Origin of the sequence: Nocardiopsis sp. NPDC006938 (genome assembly GCF_042869555.1) — a bacterium.
GTDB lineage: Bacteria > Actinomycetota > Actinomycetes > Streptosporangiales > Streptosporangiaceae > Nocardiopsis.
The window spans coordinates 1-20,422 of sequence record NZ_JBIAGA010000007.1; the positions used below are offsets into that span (position 1 = coordinate 1).

Annotated in this window: 20 protein-coding genes; 2 read left to right on the forward strand and 18 right to left on the reverse strand. The window is 73.9% G+C overall.

Going from position 1 to position 20,422, the window contains the following annotated elements; all coding sequences use genetic code 11:
- Positions 1–104 precede the first annotated feature (104 nt).
- A complete protein-coding gene (locus ACFYL4_RS12805; RefSeq protein WP_357761746.1) occupies positions 105–350 on the forward strand; it encodes a hypothetical protein in 246 nt (81 codons plus the stop codon).
- Complete coding sequence (locus ACFYL4_RS12810) at positions 347–1,270, forward strand: Clp protease N-terminal domain-containing protein (protein ID WP_387518423.1); 924 nt, start codon at positions 347–349, stop codon at positions 1,268–1,270. Before ACFYL4_RS12805 ends, ACFYL4_RS12810 begins: the two co-directional genes overlap by 4 nt.
- A gap of 130 nt (positions 1,271–1,400) precedes the next feature.
- Here the strand turns inward: ACFYL4_RS12810 and ACFYL4_RS12815 are convergent, their stop codons facing one another.
- The 18 genes from ACFYL4_RS12815 to ACFYL4_RS12900 form a co-directional block, all read right to left on the reverse strand.
- On the reverse strand, positions 1,401–1,604 hold the full coding sequence (locus tag ACFYL4_RS12815) for a hypothetical protein (RefSeq protein ID WP_387518424.1): 204 nt from the start codon (positions 1,602–1,604) through the stop codon (positions 1,401–1,403).
- A gap of 214 nt (positions 1,605–1,818) precedes the next feature.
- On the reverse strand, positions 1,819–2,382 hold the full coding sequence (locus tag ACFYL4_RS12820; protein WP_387518425.1) for a dihydrofolate reductase family protein: 564 nt from the start codon (positions 2,380–2,382) through the stop codon (positions 1,819–1,821).
- 260 nt (positions 2,383–2,642) lie between these two features.
- Entirely contained in the window at positions 2,643–3,305 is a 663-nt protein-coding gene (locus ACFYL4_RS12825) for an SRPBCC family protein (protein ID WP_387518426.1), read from the reverse strand.
- Between the two features lie 2 nt (positions 3,306–3,307).
- The gene (locus ACFYL4_RS12830; RefSeq protein ID WP_387518427.1) at positions 3,308–3,643 is read right to left on the reverse strand and encodes an ArsR/SmtB family transcription factor; all 336 of its coding nucleotides are present in this window, start codon (positions 3,641–3,643) and stop codon (positions 3,308–3,310) included.
- Positions 3,644–3,752: 109 nt separating this feature from the next.
- Positions 3,753–4,853 carry a cytochrome P450 gene (locus ACFYL4_RS12835; RefSeq protein WP_357761728.1) on the reverse strand — a complete coding sequence of 367 codons (1,101 nt, stop codon included), beginning with the start codon at positions 4,851–4,853 and terminating at the stop codon, positions 3,753–3,755.
- The gene (locus ACFYL4_RS12840) at positions 4,835–6,166 is read right to left on the reverse strand and encodes a cytochrome P450 (RefSeq protein ID WP_387518428.1); all 1,332 of its coding nucleotides are present in this window, start codon (positions 6,164–6,166) and stop codon (positions 4,835–4,837) included. The genes ACFYL4_RS12835 and ACFYL4_RS12840 overlap by 19 nt, the downstream gene beginning before the upstream one ends.
- A gap of 2 nt (positions 6,167–6,168) precedes the next feature.
- On the reverse strand, positions 6,169–7,416 hold the full coding sequence (locus ACFYL4_RS12845; RefSeq protein WP_387518429.1) for an aminoglycoside phosphotransferase family protein: 1,248 nt from the start codon (positions 7,414–7,416) through the stop codon (positions 6,169–6,171).
- 140 nt (positions 7,417–7,556) lie between these two features.
- A complete protein-coding gene (locus ACFYL4_RS12850) occupies positions 7,557–8,672 on the reverse strand; it encodes a peptidase C39 family protein (RefSeq protein WP_387518430.1) in 1,116 nt (371 codons plus the stop codon).
- A 51-nt stretch (positions 8,673–8,723) separates the two neighbouring features.
- Entirely contained in the window at positions 8,724–10,826 is a 2,103-nt protein-coding gene (locus tag ACFYL4_RS12855; RefSeq protein WP_387518431.1) for an iron ABC transporter permease, read from the reverse strand.
- Positions 10,823–11,878, reverse strand: coding sequence for an iron-siderophore ABC transporter substrate-binding protein (locus tag ACFYL4_RS12860; protein ID WP_357761713.1), 1,056 nt, complete (start codon positions 11,876–11,878; stop codon positions 10,823–10,825). Before ACFYL4_RS12860 ends, ACFYL4_RS12855 begins: the two co-directional genes overlap by 4 nt.
- Positions 11,879–11,985: 107 nt before the next feature.
- Positions 11,986–12,801, reverse strand: coding sequence for an ABC transporter ATP-binding protein (locus ACFYL4_RS12865; RefSeq protein WP_387518432.1), 816 nt, complete (start codon positions 12,799–12,801; stop codon positions 11,986–11,988).
- A gap of 279 nt (positions 12,802–13,080) precedes the next feature.
- Positions 13,081–13,806, reverse strand: coding sequence for an AraC family transcriptional regulator (locus ACFYL4_RS12870; RefSeq protein ID WP_387518433.1), 726 nt, complete (start codon positions 13,804–13,806; stop codon positions 13,081–13,083).
- A 231-nt stretch (positions 13,807–14,037) separates the two neighbouring features.
- Positions 14,038–15,012, reverse strand: a complete 975-nt coding sequence (locus ACFYL4_RS12875) for a bile acid:sodium symporter (protein ID WP_357761707.1) — start codon at positions 15,010–15,012, stop codon at positions 14,038–14,040.
- A 180-nt stretch (positions 15,013–15,192) separates the two neighbouring features.
- On the reverse strand, positions 15,193–16,146 hold the full coding sequence (locus ACFYL4_RS12880; protein ID WP_387518434.1) for an alpha/beta fold hydrolase: 954 nt from the start codon (positions 16,144–16,146) through the stop codon (positions 15,193–15,195).
- Positions 16,147–16,283: 137 nt separating this feature from the next.
- Positions 16,284–17,105 (reverse strand): ABC transporter ATP-binding protein, encoded by an 822-nt coding sequence (locus ACFYL4_RS12885; RefSeq protein ID WP_387518435.1) that lies wholly within the window; start codon positions 17,103–17,105, stop codon positions 16,284–16,286.
- Positions 17,102–18,169, reverse strand: coding sequence for an iron ABC transporter permease (locus ACFYL4_RS12890; protein ID WP_357761699.1), 1,068 nt, complete (start codon positions 18,167–18,169; stop codon positions 17,102–17,104). Before ACFYL4_RS12890 ends, ACFYL4_RS12885 begins: the two co-directional genes overlap by 4 nt.
- A complete protein-coding gene (locus ACFYL4_RS12895) occupies positions 18,166–19,185 on the reverse strand; it encodes a FecCD family ABC transporter permease (protein ID WP_387518436.1) in 1,020 nt (339 codons plus the stop codon). Before ACFYL4_RS12895 ends, ACFYL4_RS12890 begins: the two co-directional genes overlap by 4 nt.
- On the reverse strand, positions 19,182–20,228 hold the full coding sequence (locus ACFYL4_RS12900; protein WP_387518437.1) for an ABC transporter substrate-binding protein: 1,047 nt from the start codon (positions 20,226–20,228) through the stop codon (positions 19,182–19,184). Before ACFYL4_RS12900 ends, ACFYL4_RS12895 begins: the two co-directional genes overlap by 4 nt.
- Between the last annotated feature and the right edge of the window lie 194 nt (positions 20,229–20,422).

Genomic DNA, 20,422 nt, shown 5'->3' on the forward strand with positions numbered 1-20,422 from the left:
ACGATCCTCGGCCGTTCGTATGGACCAAGACGGCCGAGGAGATCTTCGAGACCATCGCCGCATATCTTCATCGAATTAACGACTCAGAACACTAGGTTGACAGCATGGACGCGATGGAACTGGCGGCCACCGCCTCGGACACCTCCACCCCCGTCGAGGGTCTGCGCGCGGTCGCCTCGCTGCGCGGCGTGGTCGACGCCCTCGAACTGCGACAGGTGGAGGAAGCCCTGCGCTCCGGGGAGTCCTGGACCTCCATCGCGGCGGCCCTCGGGGTCACCCGACAGGCCGTCCACAAGAAGTACGGGAAGAGACTGCGCCACATCACCCCCACCGAGAAGGGCCGAGCATGAAGGAACAGTCCGCGAAACAGGGCCTGCTGAGCATGGGCGGGCACCGGGCCGACATCGAACTCGCGGCGGAGCGGGAGGCGGCCCGCGCGGGCCACGCCGAAGTGGGGTTCGAGCACCTCCTCCTCGGCGCGCTCGTCATCGGCGGCCCGGGCGCCCGACTCCTGATGGACGCCGGGCTCGATCTCACCGGGGCGCGGGCGGCGATCGACGCCGTGCTGCGCGAGGACCTGGCCCTGTTGGACATCGACCTGTCCGCGACGACCCTTCCGGCGGGTGGGGACGAGACGGTCGGGCTTCCCCGGTCCGAGCGGGTGAGCGAGCTTCTCGTCGACTGCCCCTGGTCGGGAGGTGACGTCGCCCTGATCGCGGCGCTCATCGACGACGGCGGCGGCCGGGTCCGGCGTCTCCTGGAGCACGCGGGAACCGACCCCGACCAGCTGCGCGCCGGTCTGGACGGCCTTTCCCCGGCCCCCCTGGTGGCCGCCGAGCCGGTTCCGGGCGCGGTACCGGAGGGGTGGGACGGTATCGCCGTGGAGGCGGAGGTCCCGGTCTCGGCCGACCGCCTGTGGGCCCTGGTCCGCGACCCGGAACGCCGGGGGGAGTGGGACCCGGCCCGGATGGAGGCGCGGGTGGTCGGTGAGGGCGTCGTGGAACTCGTCTCGCCGGGTCGGCCGCCCCTGCGGGAGACCCTCACCTTCTGGAGCGAGGGCCGGGACCTCACCTGGTCCCGGAGCTCGGGGGAGCACCGGCAGGAACTCCGGGTCACGGTCGAGCCGCTCGGCGACCGAGCCCGGCTGCGGTTGGACAAGCGCTGGCCGAGCGCCATCCTCCACAGGCGGATCGCCAACCGGCTCCTGCGCTGGTTCGTCCGCAAGCAGATGCGGATTCAGATCCAGGTCATCACCCAGGTCGCCGCCTAGGTTCGGTCGTTCGCGGCGGCGGGCCGAACCCCTCGCTGGCGGAGGGTGCCTCACGCGGACTCTCGCCGGTGGCCGCCCCCGGGCTCGGGCCCGGAGGGGCGCCGGGACCCGGGGGCGGGGTGCGTCACTGTTATTCGGCGGGCACGGAGTTCGCGGTCTTCTCGGCCTTGGTCTCCCCGTCGACGGTTCCGTAACCGCCGCCGCCTCCGCCACCACCGCCTCCCGCGGGGCAGCCCGCGACGAGCAGGGCGACGGCCGTCGTGGTCAGGATCGCTCCGAGGACTCGGCCCGCGCGCCTGGGCGTGACCGTGCCTCGCTTGGTGTCGTCGTACATGAATCTTCCCGTCCGTGGCCGCCGGTGGTCTGCTTCGGGCGAAGGAGACGCCACTGGTAGCCACTTATGGTGGTTGCGACGCGACACATGGTAACAATGCGGAGTCGATTGGCCGGGAAGGGAGTCACGTGTCGAGACGCCGCCGCTTCGACGACACCCCGGGGTGTGGGCCGCCCGCCAGGGGCGGCGCCCGTTCGGTGGCCGTCGCGCCCGGCTAGCGGACGACGTCGAAGACCTGCTTCTGCACGCCGTTGGCGTACACGCGGTGATCCACGAGGCGCAGCTTGGTGAGGTCCTGGTCGGTGTCGCTGAACAGGCGCTTGCCCGCTCCGAGCAGTACCGGGAAGACGAGCAGGTGGTAGCGGTCGACCAGCCCGGCGTCGGCCAGGGCCCGACCCAGGGTGGCGCTGCCCTGTACCAGGAGCGGTCCGCCCTCGGTCTCCTTCAGCTCGGCGACCTCGTCGAGGCTTCGCAGGAGGGTGGCGGGCCAGCCCGGGTCCTCGTGGGCGAGGGTGGTGGACACCACGTAGCGGGGCTTGGCGTTGATCCCGGCGAACTCCGCCATGTGCGGCCACACCGGGGCGAACGCCTCGTAGCTGCGCCGCCCGAGCAGCAGGGCGCCCGCCTCCTCCTGTTCGCTGCCCTTGAGTTCGTAGGCCGCCTCGTCCATCTCGACCGAGCTCACGGTCCACCCGGAGTTGCGGTAGCCGGGTTCTCCGCCGGGGGCCTCCATGACGCCGTCGACGGACACGAACGCGGAGACGATCAGCTGGCGCATGGTCGGTTACCTCGTCTGCTGGGGTGCGGCCTGTCCCGCATGTTGTACCACCGGGCTCGGACGGAACCGGGGGGCGCGCCTGGGCGCGCGGGAACACGCCGAGCGGCGAGGAGGATTGATCCGGCGCGGTGGCGGTGACAGGCTCCACAGCCAGGAGGCCGCCACGACAACGGAGTCGCGGCGGCCTCCCTCACGGAGCCTCCCTCACGGAGCCTCCCTCGCGGCGGCCTCCCTCGCGGCGGCCTCCCTCACGGCGGGGCTCAGTCCTCGGCGGGCGGCTGCTCGCCGAGGAAGAAGGCGGTGGTCCGGTCCCGGGCCTGTTCCGCCTGGCCCCGCGGTGTCCCGAGGGTCACGCTGCACTCGCCCCAGCGGGCGCTGCTCGCCGTGACGAAGCGGCGGCCCTCGTCGGTGCGCTCCCAGCCGTCGACCTCCTGGGGCATCGACGCCCCCGCGTGCAGGTGCTGGGCCAGCCCGAGCAGGGCCATGTCCCAGCCCACGCCGGTGGCGCCCGGACCGAACCGCTTCCAGAACTCGGCCTCCATGTCGGCGGGGGCGCTGTGTTCGAGGGTCAGTCGCGCGCCGTCGCCGTCGGGGTCCACCCGGACCGCGATCCAGCTGACACCCCCGCCGAACTCCCAGGTGGCGGAGAAGGAGCGCGGCGCCTCACAGGTCTCGATGGTGCCGTTCGCGTTGCCCTCCACCTGGTAGTGGCCGCCCTGGCGCAGGTCGCCCGTGACCGGGGCGAACCAGCGGGGGAGCCGTTCGGTGGAGGTGCACGCGTCCCACAGGTCCTCGACCGTGGTCGCGTAGCGCTGGCTGATCGTGGACACCAGCGTGGGTCTTCCGTCGCGCTCGCCGGTGTCCAACCTGCGGGAGACGGCCTCGATCTGCCCGTCCACGTCGACGGGTGTGTGCTCACTCATGGTCACTCCTGCTCGCGTCGTTGTCGCTTCCCCCGGGCGATCTCGGTCTCCAGCGCCGCCAGGCGAGGTGCCCAGAACCGTCGGAACGGGTCCAGCCAGTCGTCCACGGGGCGCAGCGCGTCGGCGTCGACGGAGTACATCCGCCGGTTTCCGTCCGCGCGCACCGTGGCGAAGCCGTGCTCGCGCAGCACCCGCAGGTGTTGGGAGACGGCCGGTTGGCTGATGCCGAACTCCTCGCGTACCACGGTGGTGAGCTCGCCGGAGCTGAGCTCGCCCGTGGAGAGCAGTTCGAGGAGCCGTCGTCGGACCGGGTCGCCGAGAACGTCGAAGGCGTGCATGACCACAGTATATCAATCCATGCTTATATAAGGAGAGGCTGATGTGAGGAGGGTGGGGGACGACGAAGCCCCGCGCCCGCCGGGGCGGAACGCGGGGCTCGTGGAGGGGTCAGCGCAGGACGACGGGGATGCGGTCGAGCCCGCTGGAGACGATGGACGGGGTCTGCGGGAACTCCTCGCCCTCGGCGAGCCGCAGGTCCGGGAACCGGGTGAAGAGCTGCTCCAGGGCGATCACGCCCTCCATCCGGGCCAGCCCCGCCCCCAGGCAGAAGTGCGGTCCGTGCGAGAAGGCCAGGTGCGAGTTCCGGGCGCGGCGCAGGTCGAAGGTGTCCGCGTCCTCGCCGTGCTGGCCCCGGTCACGGCCGGCGGCACCGAACCCCATCAGCAGGGCCTCTCCGGCGGGCACCTCCACACCGCCCAGGGTGACGTCCTCGGCCGTGTAGCGGAGGGGCATGTACTGGACGCTCGCGTCCCAGCGCAGGGTCTCCTCCACGGCGTCGGCCCAGGTCGCCTCCCCGGAGCGGATGAGGGCCAGCTCGTCCGGGTGGGTCAGCAGGGCGTGGACCGCGTTGCCGATGAGGTTCATCGTGGTCTCGTAGCCAGCGCCGATCATCAGGATCAGGGTCCACACCAGCTCGGACTGCGACAGCCGCTCGTCGCCCTCGGCACGCGCGTCGAGCAGGGCGCTGGTCATGTCGTCGCCCGGGTTCTTCGCCTTCTCCTCGGCCAGGGAGCCGAGGAAGGCCTGGAGCTCCTCGTTGGTCCGGGCCGCCATCTCGGGAGTGAGGGTCGCGTCGAAGACCCGGTGGATCAGCGTGTGCAGGGTGTCGCGGTGCTCCTCGCCGACACCGAACAGCTCGGAGATCACCGTCATCGGCAGCGGCAGCGCCAGCGCGGCCCGCAGGTCGACCGGGCCCGGCCCGTCCGCCTCGGCGGCGTCGAGGAGCCGCGTGGTGATCGCCTCCACGCGCGGACGCAGCGCCTCCACCCGGCGGGGGGTGAACGCCTGTGACACCAGTGCGCGCAGCCGCCGGTGCTTGTCGCCGTCGGCCGTGAGCATGTTGTCCGGGGCCACCCAGGAGATGAGCGGCCAGTCCATGGGGATCTCGCCTTCGGTCCACGGGCGCCAGTGGCGGACCTCCTTGCGCACCCCCGGGTGGGCGAGCGCCTCCATCAGCACGTCGTGCCCGGTCAGCGCCCGAACAACCACGCCACCAGCGATCTCAACTTCGACGACGGGGCCTCGGGAGCGGAGTTCTGCGGTCTGTCGGTGGAGGTCGTAGGGGTGGAGGACGGGGATGTCTGTTGCCATGGGGGTGTGGTGCCTTTCGGGGAGACGGGGGTGAACGTGACGGGTAGCTGTGACAGTGCCAGCGCGAACGGGGCGGGTCGCCGCTGGACGTTCTCCTTGTTCGCCTGGAGGTCGGGCAGGCGCTTGGTGAGGGTCTCCACACCGACCTGCGCGATGGCGTACGCGAAGCCCTGTGCGGGGCACCGGTGCGGTCCCACGCCGAAGGCCAGGTGAGCGCGGTTGCCCTGCTCGATGTCCGGGCCGCTTCCGGCCATCGCGGCGTGGGCGGCCGCGTACCCGAGCAGGATCGGTTCACCGGCCCGGATCACCGTGCCGTTGCTGACCCGCACGTCCTGCACCGGGTACAGGACGGGGTAGTTGTTGACCGGGGGGTCGATCCACAGCAGCTGGTCGATCGCCTCGCCGACCCCCACCCGGGCTCCCCGGTACGCCTGCCGGACCTCGTCGTCGGCCAGGAGCGTGTGGGCGGTGCCGGAGATGAGGTTGGCGGTGGGTTCGGCGCCGGCGCCGATGGTCACCACGAGCTGGTGCAGTAGTTCCTCGTCGCTGAGTCCGGCGCGGTGCTCCATCAGCCACGAGGTGATGTCCTCACCCGGCTGCGCGTGCTTGGCGGAGATCGCGTCGGACAGGGCGCGCTCGTACTCGCCGTTGGACTTGACGACGTCGATGCCGTCCCACAGCGCGCTGAGGGAGTTGAGGACGCGCTCGCCCACGTCGCGGGAGAAGCCGAAGATCTCGCACAGCACCAGCAGGGGGAGCAGGCGGGCATACTCGGAGACGATCTCGGCCTGGCCGCGCTGGCAGAAGGCGTCGACGAGGATGTCGGCGTGCTTGCGGGTGATCTCCCCGATGCGGCTCTCCGGCACCCGGCCCAGGGAGTCGATCACGGCCCGCTTGAGGCGGGCGTGCTCGTCGCCGTCGGAGAAGAGGAGGTTGGGGCGGTGCATCATCATCGCCACGACCGGGGCGTCGTCGGGGATGCGGCCCTCACGCCAGTCGAGCCACAGGCGCGAGTCGCGGCGGAAGGTACGGGTGTCCCGGCACCAGGCGGTGATCAGCGCGTAGTCGGCCACGACCCAGGCCCTGATCCCCGGAAAGATCTCGGCGGGGAACACGGGGCCGTGCTCCTTCACCATGCGCAGGTTGACCCCGTGGGGGTCGTTGGTGAATTCGGCGGAGTGCAGCTCGGCGTAGGGGCAACGGGGGGCCACGGTCATCCTGTCCTGGGAGGCGACGAAGCGCCCAGTCTAGTGAAACTTCTGGCACTTTCTACACCTTGTGCCACTCCTGCATCGCCTGCCCCAGCGGTGTTGTGTGGTCGGCAGGTGTCCGGTCCGGTTCGGACACCGGGGCCGAAACCGGGCGACGGTGCGCTGACCAGCGAGGCCGTGGGCGTACGTCCCGTGAGGGAGGGCGGCGCCCCCGTGGCGGCCGTTCGGCGCGGCACCGGTACGGAACCGTCTCGCGCCGGGCCGGTGACCAGGGCCACCACGGGACGCGGTCGCGAGCCGTGCGCGCCGTTCGTCTCCGACACTCCGGCACCCGGACCCCGGTTCAGCCGAGGAGCGCCTGTTCGATCTGGCGGATGGTCTGCGCGGCGACGGCCGGGTGCGCCTCGGCGTGGGCCGCGTACGCCTGCAACCCCGTGATCAGGGCCCAGCCGCGGCCGCGGGCCCACAGGGCGTCGTCCTGCGCTCCCCCCCAGCCCGAGCCCCGCCCCCAGTTCGGCCCGGAACTCGGCCCGGGCCGCCGGTGACATCAGGGTGAACGCGATCGTCAGGTCGCGGGCCGGGTCCCCCACGCCGAGGGTGCCGAAGTCGATGACCGCGCTCACCTCGCCGCCGCTGGTCAGCAGGTTGCCGGTGTGGAAGTCGCCGTGGAACCACACCGGCGGGCGGTTCCACGCGGGGGCGTCCAAAGCCTCCTCCCAGAGCGAGGTCAGCGCCCCCGGGTCGAAGACGCCGGTGACTCGGGAGACGACCGCCTCCAGGTCCGATCCGCGCAGGGCCAGAGGTTCTCCCACCAGGCGTTCCGGGACCCGAGGCGGCGTGTTCCGCTGGAGGGCGACCAGGAACCGGGCGAGTCCGCGCGCCTGCGCCGCGCTGTCCGCGAGGGTCTCGACCGCAGCGGTGTCCCCGGGCAGCCAGCGGCTCACCGACCAGCGCCACGGGTAGCCGAACCCCGGCTCGCCCACGGCCACGGGCTCCGGGACGGCCAGGGGGAGACACGGGGCCATGCCCGGCAGCCACCGCGACTCCCGATCCACCTGACCCGCCGCCTCGGCGTGGCGGGGGAGACGGACGGACAGGTCGTCGCCCAAACGGTGGATCACGTGGTCGAGTCCTCCGGGGCGGACCGGCCGCAGCGGCAGCCCGGACCACTCGGGGAACCGGTCGTCCACCAGCCGCCGGACCAGCTCGGTGTCGATCGGGGGCGGCTCGGGTGGAGCGGGCTGCGTCATCGGGGCGTCGGCCTCCTCGGTCGGGCGGTGCGGTCCCGCTCATTCCATCGTCGCGGGCCTCCGGGTGTCCACGGATTTCCCGGGAGACGCGGCCGGTCTGGGCCGCCCGCGCGCGGGGCCCCTCCGGGCCCCCTCACAGGTCAGTGCGCCAAGGGGACGTCGGGGTGCTCCAGGAGGTGGTGCTCCAGGAGTACGGCGCCCCGGAACCCGTCCGGGCCGCCCGGGCCCAGGGCGGACATCGCGTCCAGCACGGCGTCGGCGACGGGTAGCAGGTGGGCGTCCACCCAGGTGTCGCCCGTGGCGGTGTTGGTCCAGGGGTCCTCGACCACCAGGGCCCCCGGCACCGCGCCGTGGCAGAGCACCCAGTGCGGCACGTCGAACCCCTGCATCGCGGCCAGCGACACCAGCAGGAGCACCTGCCCGCCCCGGGCCACGACCGCGCGCATCTCCTCCGTGGAGAGCCGGAGGGGGTCGACCGGGAGTCCGGCCCGGGCCGCGTCCTCCCGGGACCGCCGCTGGAGCACGGCCCGCCACGCGCGCTCGTCGCCGTCGTAGGAGTCGAGCAGCACGGGTGCGTCGGTGTCGAGGCGTACCGTGACGGAGGCGTCCGGCCACGCGCGGTGCGCGGCCAGGCCCAACCCGACGGGTTCGCAGGCGGGGAAGTTGGTGGCCTCGCGCCACAGCGCGAGCTCGGCGGGGCGGTCGAGGTCCGCTGGCCGCAGCGCCCCCGCGTGCGCCCGGGCGGCCAGCGCGGCCACCGCCCCGCAGGTGAAGGTGGTGGTCTGCCGGTAGTACGGGGGCGCGGCCACCCCGGCGCCGTCCCGCCAGCGCACATAGCCGGTGGCGGGCTGGCCGGGGTCGTCCACGTTGCCGCGCGGGGAACGCAGCGGGGCGAACCCGACGGCGGCCGCCTCGTCGGCGCCGACGGTCCAGCCCTCCCACACGACCTGGGGGTGCCCCCGCTCCCGCGCCAGGTCGACGACGGCCGCGACCGTGCGCGCGCGGTCGCCCGCCACGTCCACGATCTTGGCGTAGGCCGCACCGGGGCGGGAGGTCACCAGGGCGGCACCGGTCCACGCGCCGCCCGGCCGGTCGACGACGGCCACGACCACGGGGGAGTGGGTGGACCGGTCCGGTGCGGCCCAGCGTTCGCGCACGTCGGAGGGGACGACACGCTCCAGCTCCGGTGGTGGGGCGGCCGGGTCGAACGGGACGACCACGCGGTTCTCGGACGGGCTCCGACGGTCTGCGGACATGCTGTGCTCCGGGGGTTCACCGGCGCGGCCCCCAAGCGGCGCCGCACCGTCTCACGCGCGCGAACGGCGCAGGACGTAGATCAGGTAGGGGCCGCCGACCAGGCAGATCATCAACCCGGCCGGTACCTGGGAGGGGGCGATCAGCGTGCGGCCGAGGGTGTCGGCGACACAGACCAGGAGCCCGCCCAGCAGCATCGCCACCGGAACCAGGCGGCCGTGCCGGGCCCCCACCAGGGCGCGCGCCAGGTGGGGCGCCATGAGGCCGACGAAGCCCACCACGCCCACCGCGACGACACTCACGGCGGCCAGGACGGCGCCGACCGCCAGCAGGCCCAGCCGGGTCGGCCCCACCCGCACCCCGAGGACACGAGGGGTGTCCTCGTCCACCGACACCAGGTCCAGGTGACGGCTCGCCCCGAGCACCAGCGGCGTCGCCACCAGCAGGGCCACGGCCACGGGGAGGACGTCGGGCAGGGTACGGCCGTAGGTGGTCCCCGACAGCCACGTGAAGATGCGCGGAGTCTGCCAGGGGTCGGCGCGCAGCAGCAGGAACGTGGTCACCGCGCTCAGGGCGTACCCGCTCCCGATCCCGACCAGGACGAACTGGTCCGGGCGGAACCCGCCCCGCCACGCCAGCGCGCAGATCAGCGCGAAGGTGGCCAGCCCCGTCAGCACGGCCATCGACGTCAGCGTGAGGGCCCCGGCGACCGCACCGGAGGTCACGACGAGCACCGCGCCCAGGCCCGCCCCGGCCGTGATGCCCAGCAGGCCCGGCTCGGCCAGGGGGTTGCGCACCGTGCCCTGGACCACGCTTCCGGCCAGACCGAGCGCGGCGCCCGCGAGGACCGCCGCGGCCACCCGGGGGAACCGTTCGTCGAGTGCCCGGCCCACCAGGTCGGGAGCGGTGCCCTGGAACCAGGGCACGAGGTCCCCGGGCCGCAGCCACAGGCTGCCCGCGAGCACACCGACCAGCGCGGCCGCGGCCAGCAGCACGGCGGTGGCGAGGAGGACACCGAGGAACCGCCGAGGCGTGCGGGGGCCGGTCCGTGCCCCGGGCGGTCGGCGGAGCGTTCCGGCGTCACGCAGGCGCAGGGCCAGGACGACGATGAGGACGCCGCCGAGCACCGCCGTGGGCACCCCGGTGGGGATGGACGCGGCGCCCTCGGCGCCCACCAGGGCCCGCAGGGACGCGTCCGCCAGGAGGATGAGGGCGGCGCCGAGCAGCCCGGAGACCGTCACCAGGAGCAGGTGTCGGTGCAGGGCGGGTACCCGGGCGGCGATGAGGCGGGTCAACACGGGTGCGGCCAGACCGACGAAGGCGATCGGTCCCGCCAGCGTCACGGCGGCTCCGGTGAGCAGCACCGCGCACACCACCGCCGTGATCCGGGTGGAGCGCACGGGCACGCCGAGGGACGCCGCGGTGTCCTCGCCCAGGCCGAGCACGTCCAGCCGTCGGCTCAACAGCAGCGCCACCACCAGCACCGCCGCGACGAGCGGCAGCGCGCGCAGCGACGCGTCCGCGTTGAGCTGGGCCAGGGAACCGCTGCCCCAGGCGTACAGGCCGGTGGTGTTCTCCTTGAACAGGATCAACAGCATGCCGGTGGCCGCGTCCAGGGCCAGCGCCAACGCCGAACCGGCGAGCACGAGTCGCGTGGTGGCGGTCCCGGCGGCGCTTCCGGCCAGCGCCAGGACGAGCGCGGCTGCCAGCAGGCCCCCGGAGAAGGCCACCAGGCCCGACGCCCACAGAGGGACGGCGAGGCCGAACGCGGCGACCAGCGTGAGCGAGAAGTAGGAGCCCGCCGTGACGGCGAGCGTGTCGGGGGAGGCGAGCGGGTTGCGGGTCACGGACTGGAGCAGCGCACCGGCCACACCCAGGGCGAAACCCACCGCCACACCGGCGAACAGGCGGGGGACCCGCGACCCCTCCAGCACGTGGGCGACCGGCACCCCGCCGACCTCGGCGCGCTCCCCGGCGAGGAACCGCACGAGGTCCCACCACCCCACGCCCGAGGTGCCCTGCGTGAGGTGCCACAGGCCCAGCGCGGCGACGGCGACGGCCAGGACGGCGACCACCGCCGCCCCGGCGGCCGCGCCGCGCGGACCCGGCCCCCGCGGCGGGGCCGTCCGGGGCCCGGCGGCGCGGAGGTCGCTCATGCCCCGGTGAGGGAGTCGACGAAGGCGTCGATCGCCTGCGCGGTCGAACGCGGGCCCCCGGCCCCCCACACGCGCGGCGGGAAGGCGTGCGCCCGGTCCTCCTTGACGGCGGGCAGGGAGGTCCAGATCGGGTTCTTGCCCAGCTCCTCCACGTAACCGCCGACGCCCTCGTCGTTGGCGTAGAAGAGGTTGGCCCCGCCCACTGCGGTCAGGCCCTCGACGTCGGTCTGCGCCAGCCCGTAGGAGGGGTCGACGCCGCCGTCACCGTAGGCGTCGTTGATGTCGTCGGTCCAGGCGGAGGTCATCCCCAGCTCCTCGCCGAGCGCGGTGAACAGCGCGCCCTGGCCGTAGGGGCGGATCGTGAGGTTCCCGCCCTGGAGCCAGCCGTCGAAGAAGAGGAAGTCGGTGGTGGGCAGGTCGACCCCCTCCACCTGCTCGCGGGCCTCGGCGAGGTGGTCGTCGAACTCGCGCGTGACCTGGTCGGCGCGTTCGGTGCGCCCGGTGGCCTCGCCGATCATCCCGAACACGTCGAGCATGTTGCCGATGGGGTCGGCCGGGTCGGCGCCCCGGGTGACCAGCACGGGCACACCCCGCTCCTCCAGCCGGGAGATGATCTCGTCGTCGGGGGAGGCGGCCTCCACGATGATCAGGTCCGGGTCCTGCGCGTACAGGGTGTCGAGGTCGGGCTCCTCGCGGCTACCGATGTCGGTCACGCCCTCGGGAAGCTCCTCGGCGCTCACCCACGTGCTGTAGCCCTCGGGATCGGCGACGGCCACGGGGGTGACGCACAGCGTGAGGGCGTCCTCGACCTGCTGCCACTCCAGGACGGCGACGCGTTCGGCGGGCTGGTCGAGTTCGACCTCGCGGCCGACGCCGTCGGTGAGCGCGACCGGGTCGCCGGAGGTGGCCGTGGTGTCCTGGGCACAGTCCTCGGACGCGGGGGCGGCCGGGGCATCGGAGGCGGACTCGTCGACGGTGGTGGTGCCGCACCCCGCCGCGGTGAGGGCGAGAGCCGCGGCGGCGAGGGCCGCGCGTCGGGTGGCGCTGGTCATGGTGGGTTCTCCCTGCTCTGTACTGCTCTGGAGACTGCTGTCGAGGGGGTGGGTGGAGGCGTGGGGGGCGGGGCCGCCGGAGAGGCGGACGGTCCGTTGGGCGCGGTCTACCGGCGGAGTTCGGCTCGTCGGCCGACCGGGTCCATGCGCAGGCGGCCGGTGACCGGGTCCTCGCTGACCTCGATCCGGATGCCGTAGACCTCGCTGAGGTGGTCGGTGGTGAGCACCTCGGCGGGAGGGCCCTCGGCGTGCGCGCGACCGGCGTTCAGGAGCAGCACCCGGTCGGCGACCCGCGCGGCGTGGTCGAGGTCGTGCAGCACGACCCCCACCGCGACCCCGTGGTCCTCGGCCAGGTCGCGGATCAGGTCGAGGGTCTCGACCTGATGGCGCAGGTCGAGGTGGTTGGTGGGTTCGTCGAGCAGCACCACACCGGTGTCCTGTGCCAGGCAGGCGGCGAGCCAGACCCGCTGCATCTCGCCGCCGGAGAGCGCCCCGGCGGCGCGGTCGGCCATGTCCGCCACCCCGGTGGCGCGCATGGCGCGCCCGACGGCGTCCCGGTCCTCGGCGCTCGGTCCCGCGAACCCGCGCCGGTGCGGGTGGCGGCCGAAGGCCACGATCTCGCTGACGGTCAGCCCCTCCGGTACGGGCCGGGACTGGGAGAACAGGGTGACCTCCCGGGCGAACCGGCGCGCGCTGAGCAGCGACACCGGCCGTTCGTGCCCTCCGTCCGGGGCTCCGAGCGTCACCCGGCCGCCGTCGACGCGGTGGAGTCGGGCGAGCGAGCGCAGGAGGGTGGTCTTCCCGCTGCCGTTGGGGCCCACCAGGGCGGTGACCCGGCCGGAGGTCAGGGTCAGCGAGGTGCCGTGGACGACGGTGGTTCCGCCGTGGCTCAGGACGAGCCCCTCGCCGCGCAGGGCGCTCACGGGTGGCGCGGCGCCGGGCGCGCCGAGGGGTCGGTGCGGATGGGGTCCGCAGGGACGATCACGCCTCCGGTTCGCACGGTGCGGCCGGGGCCGGAGCGGTGCGCGGGGGCGTCGGCGATGCCCGGCCCCTCGTGGCCGTTTCGGGCACGGGGCACGGTCGGACACGTGTGAGCAGGGCCGACGCCAGAGGAAGTTAGGTTAGCCTTCACTCACTCAGAATAGGATCGGCGGTGTCCTGGCCGCAATCAGGACTTCCGGACACCGGATACGGAGAACCGGTCAGCGCCCCCGCGCGCTCCCCGCGAAGGACCCCGGAGTCGTGCCCATCACCCGCCGGAACGCGTCGATGAACGTGCTGGTCTGCGCGTAGCCGAGCAGGTCGGAGGCCTCTTGTACCTCGTGCCCCTCGCTGAGCAGCACCAGTGCCCGGTGGATGCGCAGTGACTGCCGCCACTGCGCGAAGGACAGGCCGGTGGAGGCCCGGAACGCGCGGCTGACCGTACGGGGACTCGTGCCCAGGTCCCGCGCCCACTCCTCCAGGGAACGGTCGTCGGAGGGGTCGGCCATCAGGGCCCGGGCGACCGCGTCAGCCCGGGGGTCGCCGGGCATCCGCAGCGCCAGCTGCGGAGCGGCGGGCTCCAACAGGTCGAACACGACCGCCTCCGCGCGGGCACGCGCCTGGGCGTCGAGGTCCGTGCGGGACAGGTGGACCAGAAGCGACTCCAGGGGAGGGGTCATCGCGATGACCGTGGGCTCCCCGAACGCGAGCGGTGTGCGCTCCGGAGCGAAGAAGGCGTTGTGGAGCCCGGCCCCCGCCGTCAACCGACCCGCGTGCACCCGCCCCTCGGGAACCCACAGGCCGCATCCCTCGGAGACGGTGAACAGGCGGTCTCCCACCCGCGCGGTCAGTGCCCCGTGGCGCACCCACACCAGCTCGTGCGCCGGGTGCGCGTGCGGTTCCCACTCGGTGGGGCCGTCCGGAGCGTGCGACTCGGAGACGATCACGAAGGGCGACGGAGTTCCCTCGGGCAGAGCGGAGGCCCGCCGTAGCCGTGTCCTCGGCTCACGCCGCCAGACCCCCCGCCCGGCACCCTCCGAGGGCGCCGCCGACCCGGTCACACGCACGCGCCCCCCAGCCCCTCGCTCCGCGTACCACCCGACACCGCAAAAATATCCGAATCGTCCCAGGTCATCGCACGCGGGGGCTCGTGTCCACGCCCACGGGGCGCGCCCGGCTCAGCCGACGGCGGCGCCCTGCCCGGTGTTCGGGCGCACCCGCACCAGTTGGGCCAGCAGGGCCAGGACCGGCAGTTCCACGAGCGGGCCGACCACGAGGGCGACCGCGATCAGGGGGCGGTCCGGGAAGGCCGCCACCGCGATGGCCAGCGCGATGGGGGAGTTGCGGGCGACCGTGACCATGGTCAGCGTCACCCGCTGGTCGGCGGGCAGCCGCAGCGCCCGGGACAGCCCCGTCGCGACCAGCGGCAGGAGGACGAAGAAGACCGCCAGGGGTGCCAGCAGGGCCACCAGGGCACCGAGGTGGTCCACGACCGTCCTCGCCTGCCAGGCGAACATCGCGAACACGGCCACGTACAGCAGCGGCAACACCAGGTTCCCGGCCGGTCCTGTCACACGGCGCTCGCGCCAGTCGGCGTCCCCGAACCGGGCCGACGCCCACCGCACCAGCATCGCCACCGCCAACGGCACCACCAGCACCAGCAGCACCGCCTCCGCGAGGGTGCCCGCGTCCACCATGGCGGCCCGGCCGCCCAACAGGAGCACGTACACCGGCAGCAACAGCAGTTGGAGGACGAGGTTGACGGGCAGCAGGGCGGCGGCGATACCCGTGTGCCCCCGTGCCATCGCGGTGAAGACCAGGTACCAGTCCGTGCAGGGGGTGACCAGCAGCAACAGCAGGCCGATGCGCAGGTCCGGCTGCCCGCCGAGCAGTCCCGCGCCCAGAGCCCAGGCCAGCGCCGGGGTGAACACGAAGTTCAGCACCAGACTGGCCGCCACCAGGGTCCGCGCCCGCCCCGCCTCGCCCACGTGGGCCGCGTCCATCTGGACGAACACCGCGGCGAGCATCACCAGCAGGGCGGGCAGTACCACGTGCTCGGCCGCCGGGCCGATCGGCAGCAGTAGGCCCGCGACCAGTCCCGCCGCCGCGGCCAGGGCCACGAACAGACTCTGGAGGCGTTCGGCGATCGACATCGGTTCAGTGCTCCTTGGCGGCGGGATCGAGGGCGCCCGGGATCAGGGCGGCCTCCCCGGCGGGGGAACCGGGGTCGGGACGGTGGTCGGGGTGGAGGGACGCGTGCAGGCGCACACGGTGGGCCTTCGAGTCGACTGGAAGGTCGAGCCGCCGCTGCGGGCCCGGGCGCGCGGGCCCGATCACAGGGCGGCGAGGAAGTCCAACAACGCCCGGTTGACCTCCTCGGGGCGTTCCTGCTGGGTCCAGTGGCCGCACCCGGGCAGGGTGAGGTCGGCGCGCAGCCGTGGGACGATCCGGCGCAGCGACGCGCGCAGCTCGGGCACACCGCGCAGCGTGGTCACCATGTCCCGGTCACCCACCGCGTACAGGGCCGGGACCTCGATCCGCAGCCCCTCGAAGGCCGCCATCAGCCCCTGGTTGCGGTCGATGTTGCGATACCAGCCGAGAGGGCCGGTGAAGGCGTCCGGGGCCGCGTAGTCCTCGGCGAACACGGCCAGGTCCTCGGCGGTGAGCCACCCGGGCAGCTCATCGGGCTCGGGCAGGCTGTCCAGCAGCCCCACGCCCTCAGGGACGACCCAGGGCCGGGGCCGGTGCGCCCCGGAGGCCCCCACCAGCATCCGCCGCAGGAACGCCGCCGGGTCCGCCGCCAGCTCCGCCTCGGCACGCCCGGGCTCCTGGAAGCGGACCTGGTAGTAGCCCTCGCCGTAGGCGCGGCGGGACGACGCGATCGAGGGCACCCCCGCGGGCGGCACCGGGGGCACGCTCAGCCCCGCCACCGCGCGGACCAGGTCCGGCCGGAGCAGCGCCGCCGTCCAGGCGACCACCGCGCCCCAGTCGTGGCCGACCACCACGGCGTCCTCGGCACCCAGGGCACGGATCAGCCCGGTGACGTCGCCCACCAGGTGGGGCAGCGCGTACTCCTCGGGGGAGGGAGCGCGGTCGCTGCGGGCGTACCCGCGCTGGTCGGGGGCGACCACCCGGTATCCGGCGTCGGCGAGGGCGTCGAACTGGTGCCGCCACGAGTACCAGCTCTCGGGGAAGCCGTGCAACAGCAGGACCAGCGGCCCCTCACCCTGCTCGGCGACGTGCAGGCCGAGGCCGTTCACCCCGACGCGGTGGTGCCTGACGTTCAACACGACTCCTCTCGTGCCCCGAGGGGGCGGCGGACCGGTCCGGCGGGGCCAGCCTAGGGGAGCGGGGAGGTCGGGCTCGGCTCACCGGAGCGGGCCCGCCGGGTTCGGGCCCGCTCCGGTTCGGTGCCGCCCCCCGATCAGGTCCGGACGGTGCGCTGGGGGACGATCACCGGGGTGCCCGACACCGGGTCGGTGAGCACCGCGGCCTCCACGGAGAACACCTCGCGCAGCAGGTCCTCGGTCACCACCTCGGACGGCGGCCCCTGGGCGACGATCCGGCCCGCCCGCATGGCCACGATGTGGTGGGCGTACCGGCAGGCCAGGTTGAGGTCGTGCAGCACCATCACCACGGTGCTGCCCCGCTCGCGGTTGAGGTCGGCGACCAGCTCCAGTACGTCCAGCTGGTGCGCCATGTCCAGGTAGGTGGTGGGCTCGTCCAACAGGAGCAGGTCGGTGCGCTGGGCCACCGCCATGGCGATCCACACCCGCTGCCTCTGGCCGCCGGACAGCTCGTCCACGTCGCGGTCGGCGAGCTGGTCGGTGCCGGTCGCCCGCAGCGCGTCCTCCACGGCCGCGTGGTCGTCCTCGCCCCACTGCCGCCACCAGCTCTGGTGCGGATGGCGGCCCCGGGAGACCAGGTCGCGCACGGTGATGCCCTCGGGGGCGGTGGGGGACTGCGGCAGCATGCCCAGCACCCGCGCGACCTCGCGGGACGGGGTCCTCGCCAGGTCCCTGCCGTCCAGGAGCACCGTGCCGCCGGAGGGCTCCAACAGCCGGGCCAGTCCGCGCAGCAGCGTCGACTTGCCGCAGGCGTTGGCGCCCACCACGGTCGTCACCAGGCCGTCGGGGACCTCCAGGGACAGGCCCGGCACGATCGGTTCCCCGCCATAGCCCAGGCGGAGGTCGCGGGCCTCCAGACGGGTGGCCCGCCCCCCGCCCCGGTTCTCGGTCTCGGTCATCGGGCGGTACCTCTCGATCCACGGCGTCGCTGCAACAGGTACAGCAGGTACGGGGCGCCGACCAGCGCGGTGAGCACGCCGACCGGGAGCTGCACGGGCAGCGCGGTGCGCGCCACCGTGTCGGCCACCAGCACCAGGGCGGCGCCGATCAGCGCGGACAACAGGGGCGGGATGTCGGGCACGGCGGCGATCCGCCGGGCGACCTGGCCCGACACCAGGGCGACGAAGGCCACCGGCCCGGCCGCCGCCGTCGCGAGCGCCGCCAGGCACACCGACACCAGCAGCAGCGTCCCCCGGGCGCGCCCGGTGCGCACGCCCCAGCCGGCGACCACGTCGTCCTCGAACAGCAGGGCGCGGTTGGTGTGCGCCATGACCAGCGCGGCGGGCAGCAGCACCGCCAGGCCGAGGCCGACCGGGAGGGCGTCGTCCCAGGAGCGCGTGTTCAGGCTGCCGGTGAGCCACACGGCCGCGCGCTGGGCGTCGTGCACCTCCACCACGGTCAGCAGGTACTGCGTGAACCCGGTCAGCGCCGCCGACAGCGCGATCCCGACCAGGAGGAGCCGCCGACCCCGCAGCGACTCGTCTTTGGACAGCAGGAAGATCAGCGCGGCGGCGCCCAGGCCCCCGGCGAGGGCCGCCACCGGGATCGGGACGACGCCGACGGGGCCGCCCAGCGTTCCCACGGCGATCACCCCGACGGCGGCGGCGGAGGCGCCCGCGCTGATCCCGAGGACGTCGGGACTGGCCAACGGGTTGCGCAGCACGCTCTGGCTGAGCCCGCCCGCCAGACCGAAAGCCCCGCCGACCAGCACCGCGAGCACCACGCGCGGGAGCCGGACCTCCAGCACCGCGTAGACGGTGTTCTCCGCGCCCCGGCCGTGCAGCGCCGCCCACAGTTCGGCCGGGGCCGTGGGCCGGTCCCCGAGGCTCAGGGCCACGAGCGCGGCGACCACCACCACGGCCGCCGTGGCCAGGGTCGCCGCCACCACGCGCACGCGCGGCCGGGGTCGGGGAAGCAGGTCGAGGGCGCGGTGAGGACGGCCTCCGCGCACGGTGGCGGTCACAGGCCACGCTCCTTGGTACGCCGGGTCAGCCAGATGAAGAAGGGGGCTCCGACCAGGGCGGTCACGACCCCCACCTGGAGTTCGCCGGGACGCGCGACCAACCGCCCCACGACGTCGGCGACCAGGAGGAGCAGCGGGCCGAGCAGGGCTGCGCAGAGCAGCAGCCGTCGGACGTCTGCGCCGACCAGCGCCCGCGCGATGTGCGGGATCACCAGGCCCACGAAGGCGATCGGCCCCGCCAGGGCGACGGCGGTGCCCGAGAGCAGGACCACCGCCGCACCGGCCAGCAGACGGGTCCGCGCGACCCGGACCCCCAGGGCGGCGGCGGTGTCGTCGCCCAGCGCCATCGCGTTGAGCGAGCCGGAGACCAGCAGGGCCAGCACGGCTCCCGCGACCATGAAGGGTAGGGCGGGCGGCAGCACCCCGGCTCCGGGCATGGTCAGCGCCCCGACCACCCAGAACCGGTACTGGTCCATGGTCGAGGCGCTCAGCAGCACGGTCGCTGAGGTCACCGCGCCGAGGAACGCGGTGGTGGCGGCGCCGGCCAGGGTCATGTTGACGGGGGTGAGGCCCTCAGGGGAGCGCCGGGCGAACGTGTATACCGCGGCGGTGGCCAGCGCGGCTCCCAGCAGGGCGAGCAGCACGCGCGGAAGGCCCGCGCCCAGGCCGAGCAGGGCGCTGCCCGTGACCACGGCGACCGCCGCCCCGGCGGAGATGCCCAGCAGCCCGGGATCGGCGAGGGGATTGCGGGTCACGGACTGGGCGAGCACCCCGGCCGCGCCCAGGCTCGCCCCGACGAGCAGGCCCAGCAGGGTCCGGGGGAAGCGCATCTCCCAGATGACGGTCGAGGCCACCCCCTCACGGCCGAACAGCCCCTGGAGCGTCTCGGCCGGGGACAGCACGCGCGTGCCGACGGCGAGGCTGACCAGGGCGGCGGCGACCAGCAGGACGAGGGCGCCGAGCAGGACCGTGCCGGTGGGCGCGGTCCTGCCCGGCGTGAGGGAGCGGAGTGTCACCGGAGGCTGTCGGCGATCTCGGCCAGGTCGTCCAGCACGTGCTCGGCGCCGGTCACGCCCAGCCCCAGGTACCAGGTCTCGTCGGGGATCTCCCGGACCAGGCCGTCCTCGGCGACGGCGGGTACCTCGCCCCACAGGGGGCCGTCCACGACGTTGGCCTGCTCGGTGGAGTCGGCCTCGCCATAGGTGCCCCAGAGCACCCAGTCGCCCTCGGCGAGGGTGATCTCCTCGGGCGAGATCTCCAGGGCCAGTTCGTCGATGTCCTCGGCCTCGGGACGGTCCAGGCCGACGTCACGGAGGAGGACGCCGATGAAGGAGTCGTTGCCGTACAGGCGGGTGCGCCCGGCCATGAACCGCAGCATGGACACGGTGGGGACCTCGCCCGCGTTGGCCTCGACGATCGACGCGCCGACCTCGCTCGCGCGCTCCTCGTAGGAGTCGAGGAGATCGCGGGCCAGCTCCTCCTCGCCCAGGGCGTCCGCGTTGAGGAGGAAGTTCTCCTTCCAGAGCACGCCCGGTCGGGGTGCCAGGACGGTCGGGGCGATGTCCTGGAGGCGCTCCTTCAGCCCGTCGTCGTCGATCCGGAGCGTGGTGCCCAGGATGAGGTCGGGCTCCAGGTTCTTGATCTGTTCGAGGTCGAGCGCGTCGTAGGCGCCCAGGTCCACCGCGTCGCCGACCTCCATGTAGTCGGGGGCGATCCCGGCGTCGGCGGGGTGCGCGATCCCGACGGGCTCGATGCCCAGGGAGAGCACGTTGTCCAGCTCACCGGTGTCGAGGACGACGACCCGCTCGGGCTTGGCCGGGATCTCGGTCTGTCCGATCTCGCCGTTGGCGACGAGGTTGTCGACCACACGGGGGAACTCGCCGGGGGCGGCGTCCGTGCCCAGCTGGGCGGCGAGCTCGCGGACGTCCTGGAAACCCTCCTGGCCCGCGGCCACGTTCGACTGGTTGTCGCCGGTGCCGGAGGTGCCGGTGGTGCCGCAGCCGGTGAGCAGGAGCGCTCCCGCCACGAGGGCCGTGGTGAGGGTGGTGGTTCTGGACAAGGGAATCCTCTGATCGCTGATGAGGTCGCCACGGGCGGTTCCCCGGAGGGCGGAGGCGGAGCGCGGGGCGGCCTCGGCCGCGCACGGGTCCGTCACCGTGCTGCCCGTGGTCCCGGAGGGCGCACGACGGCACCGGGGTGCCCGAAGAACACCCCGGTGCCCGATTTAGGTAAAGCTAACCTATAAGTCGTGCC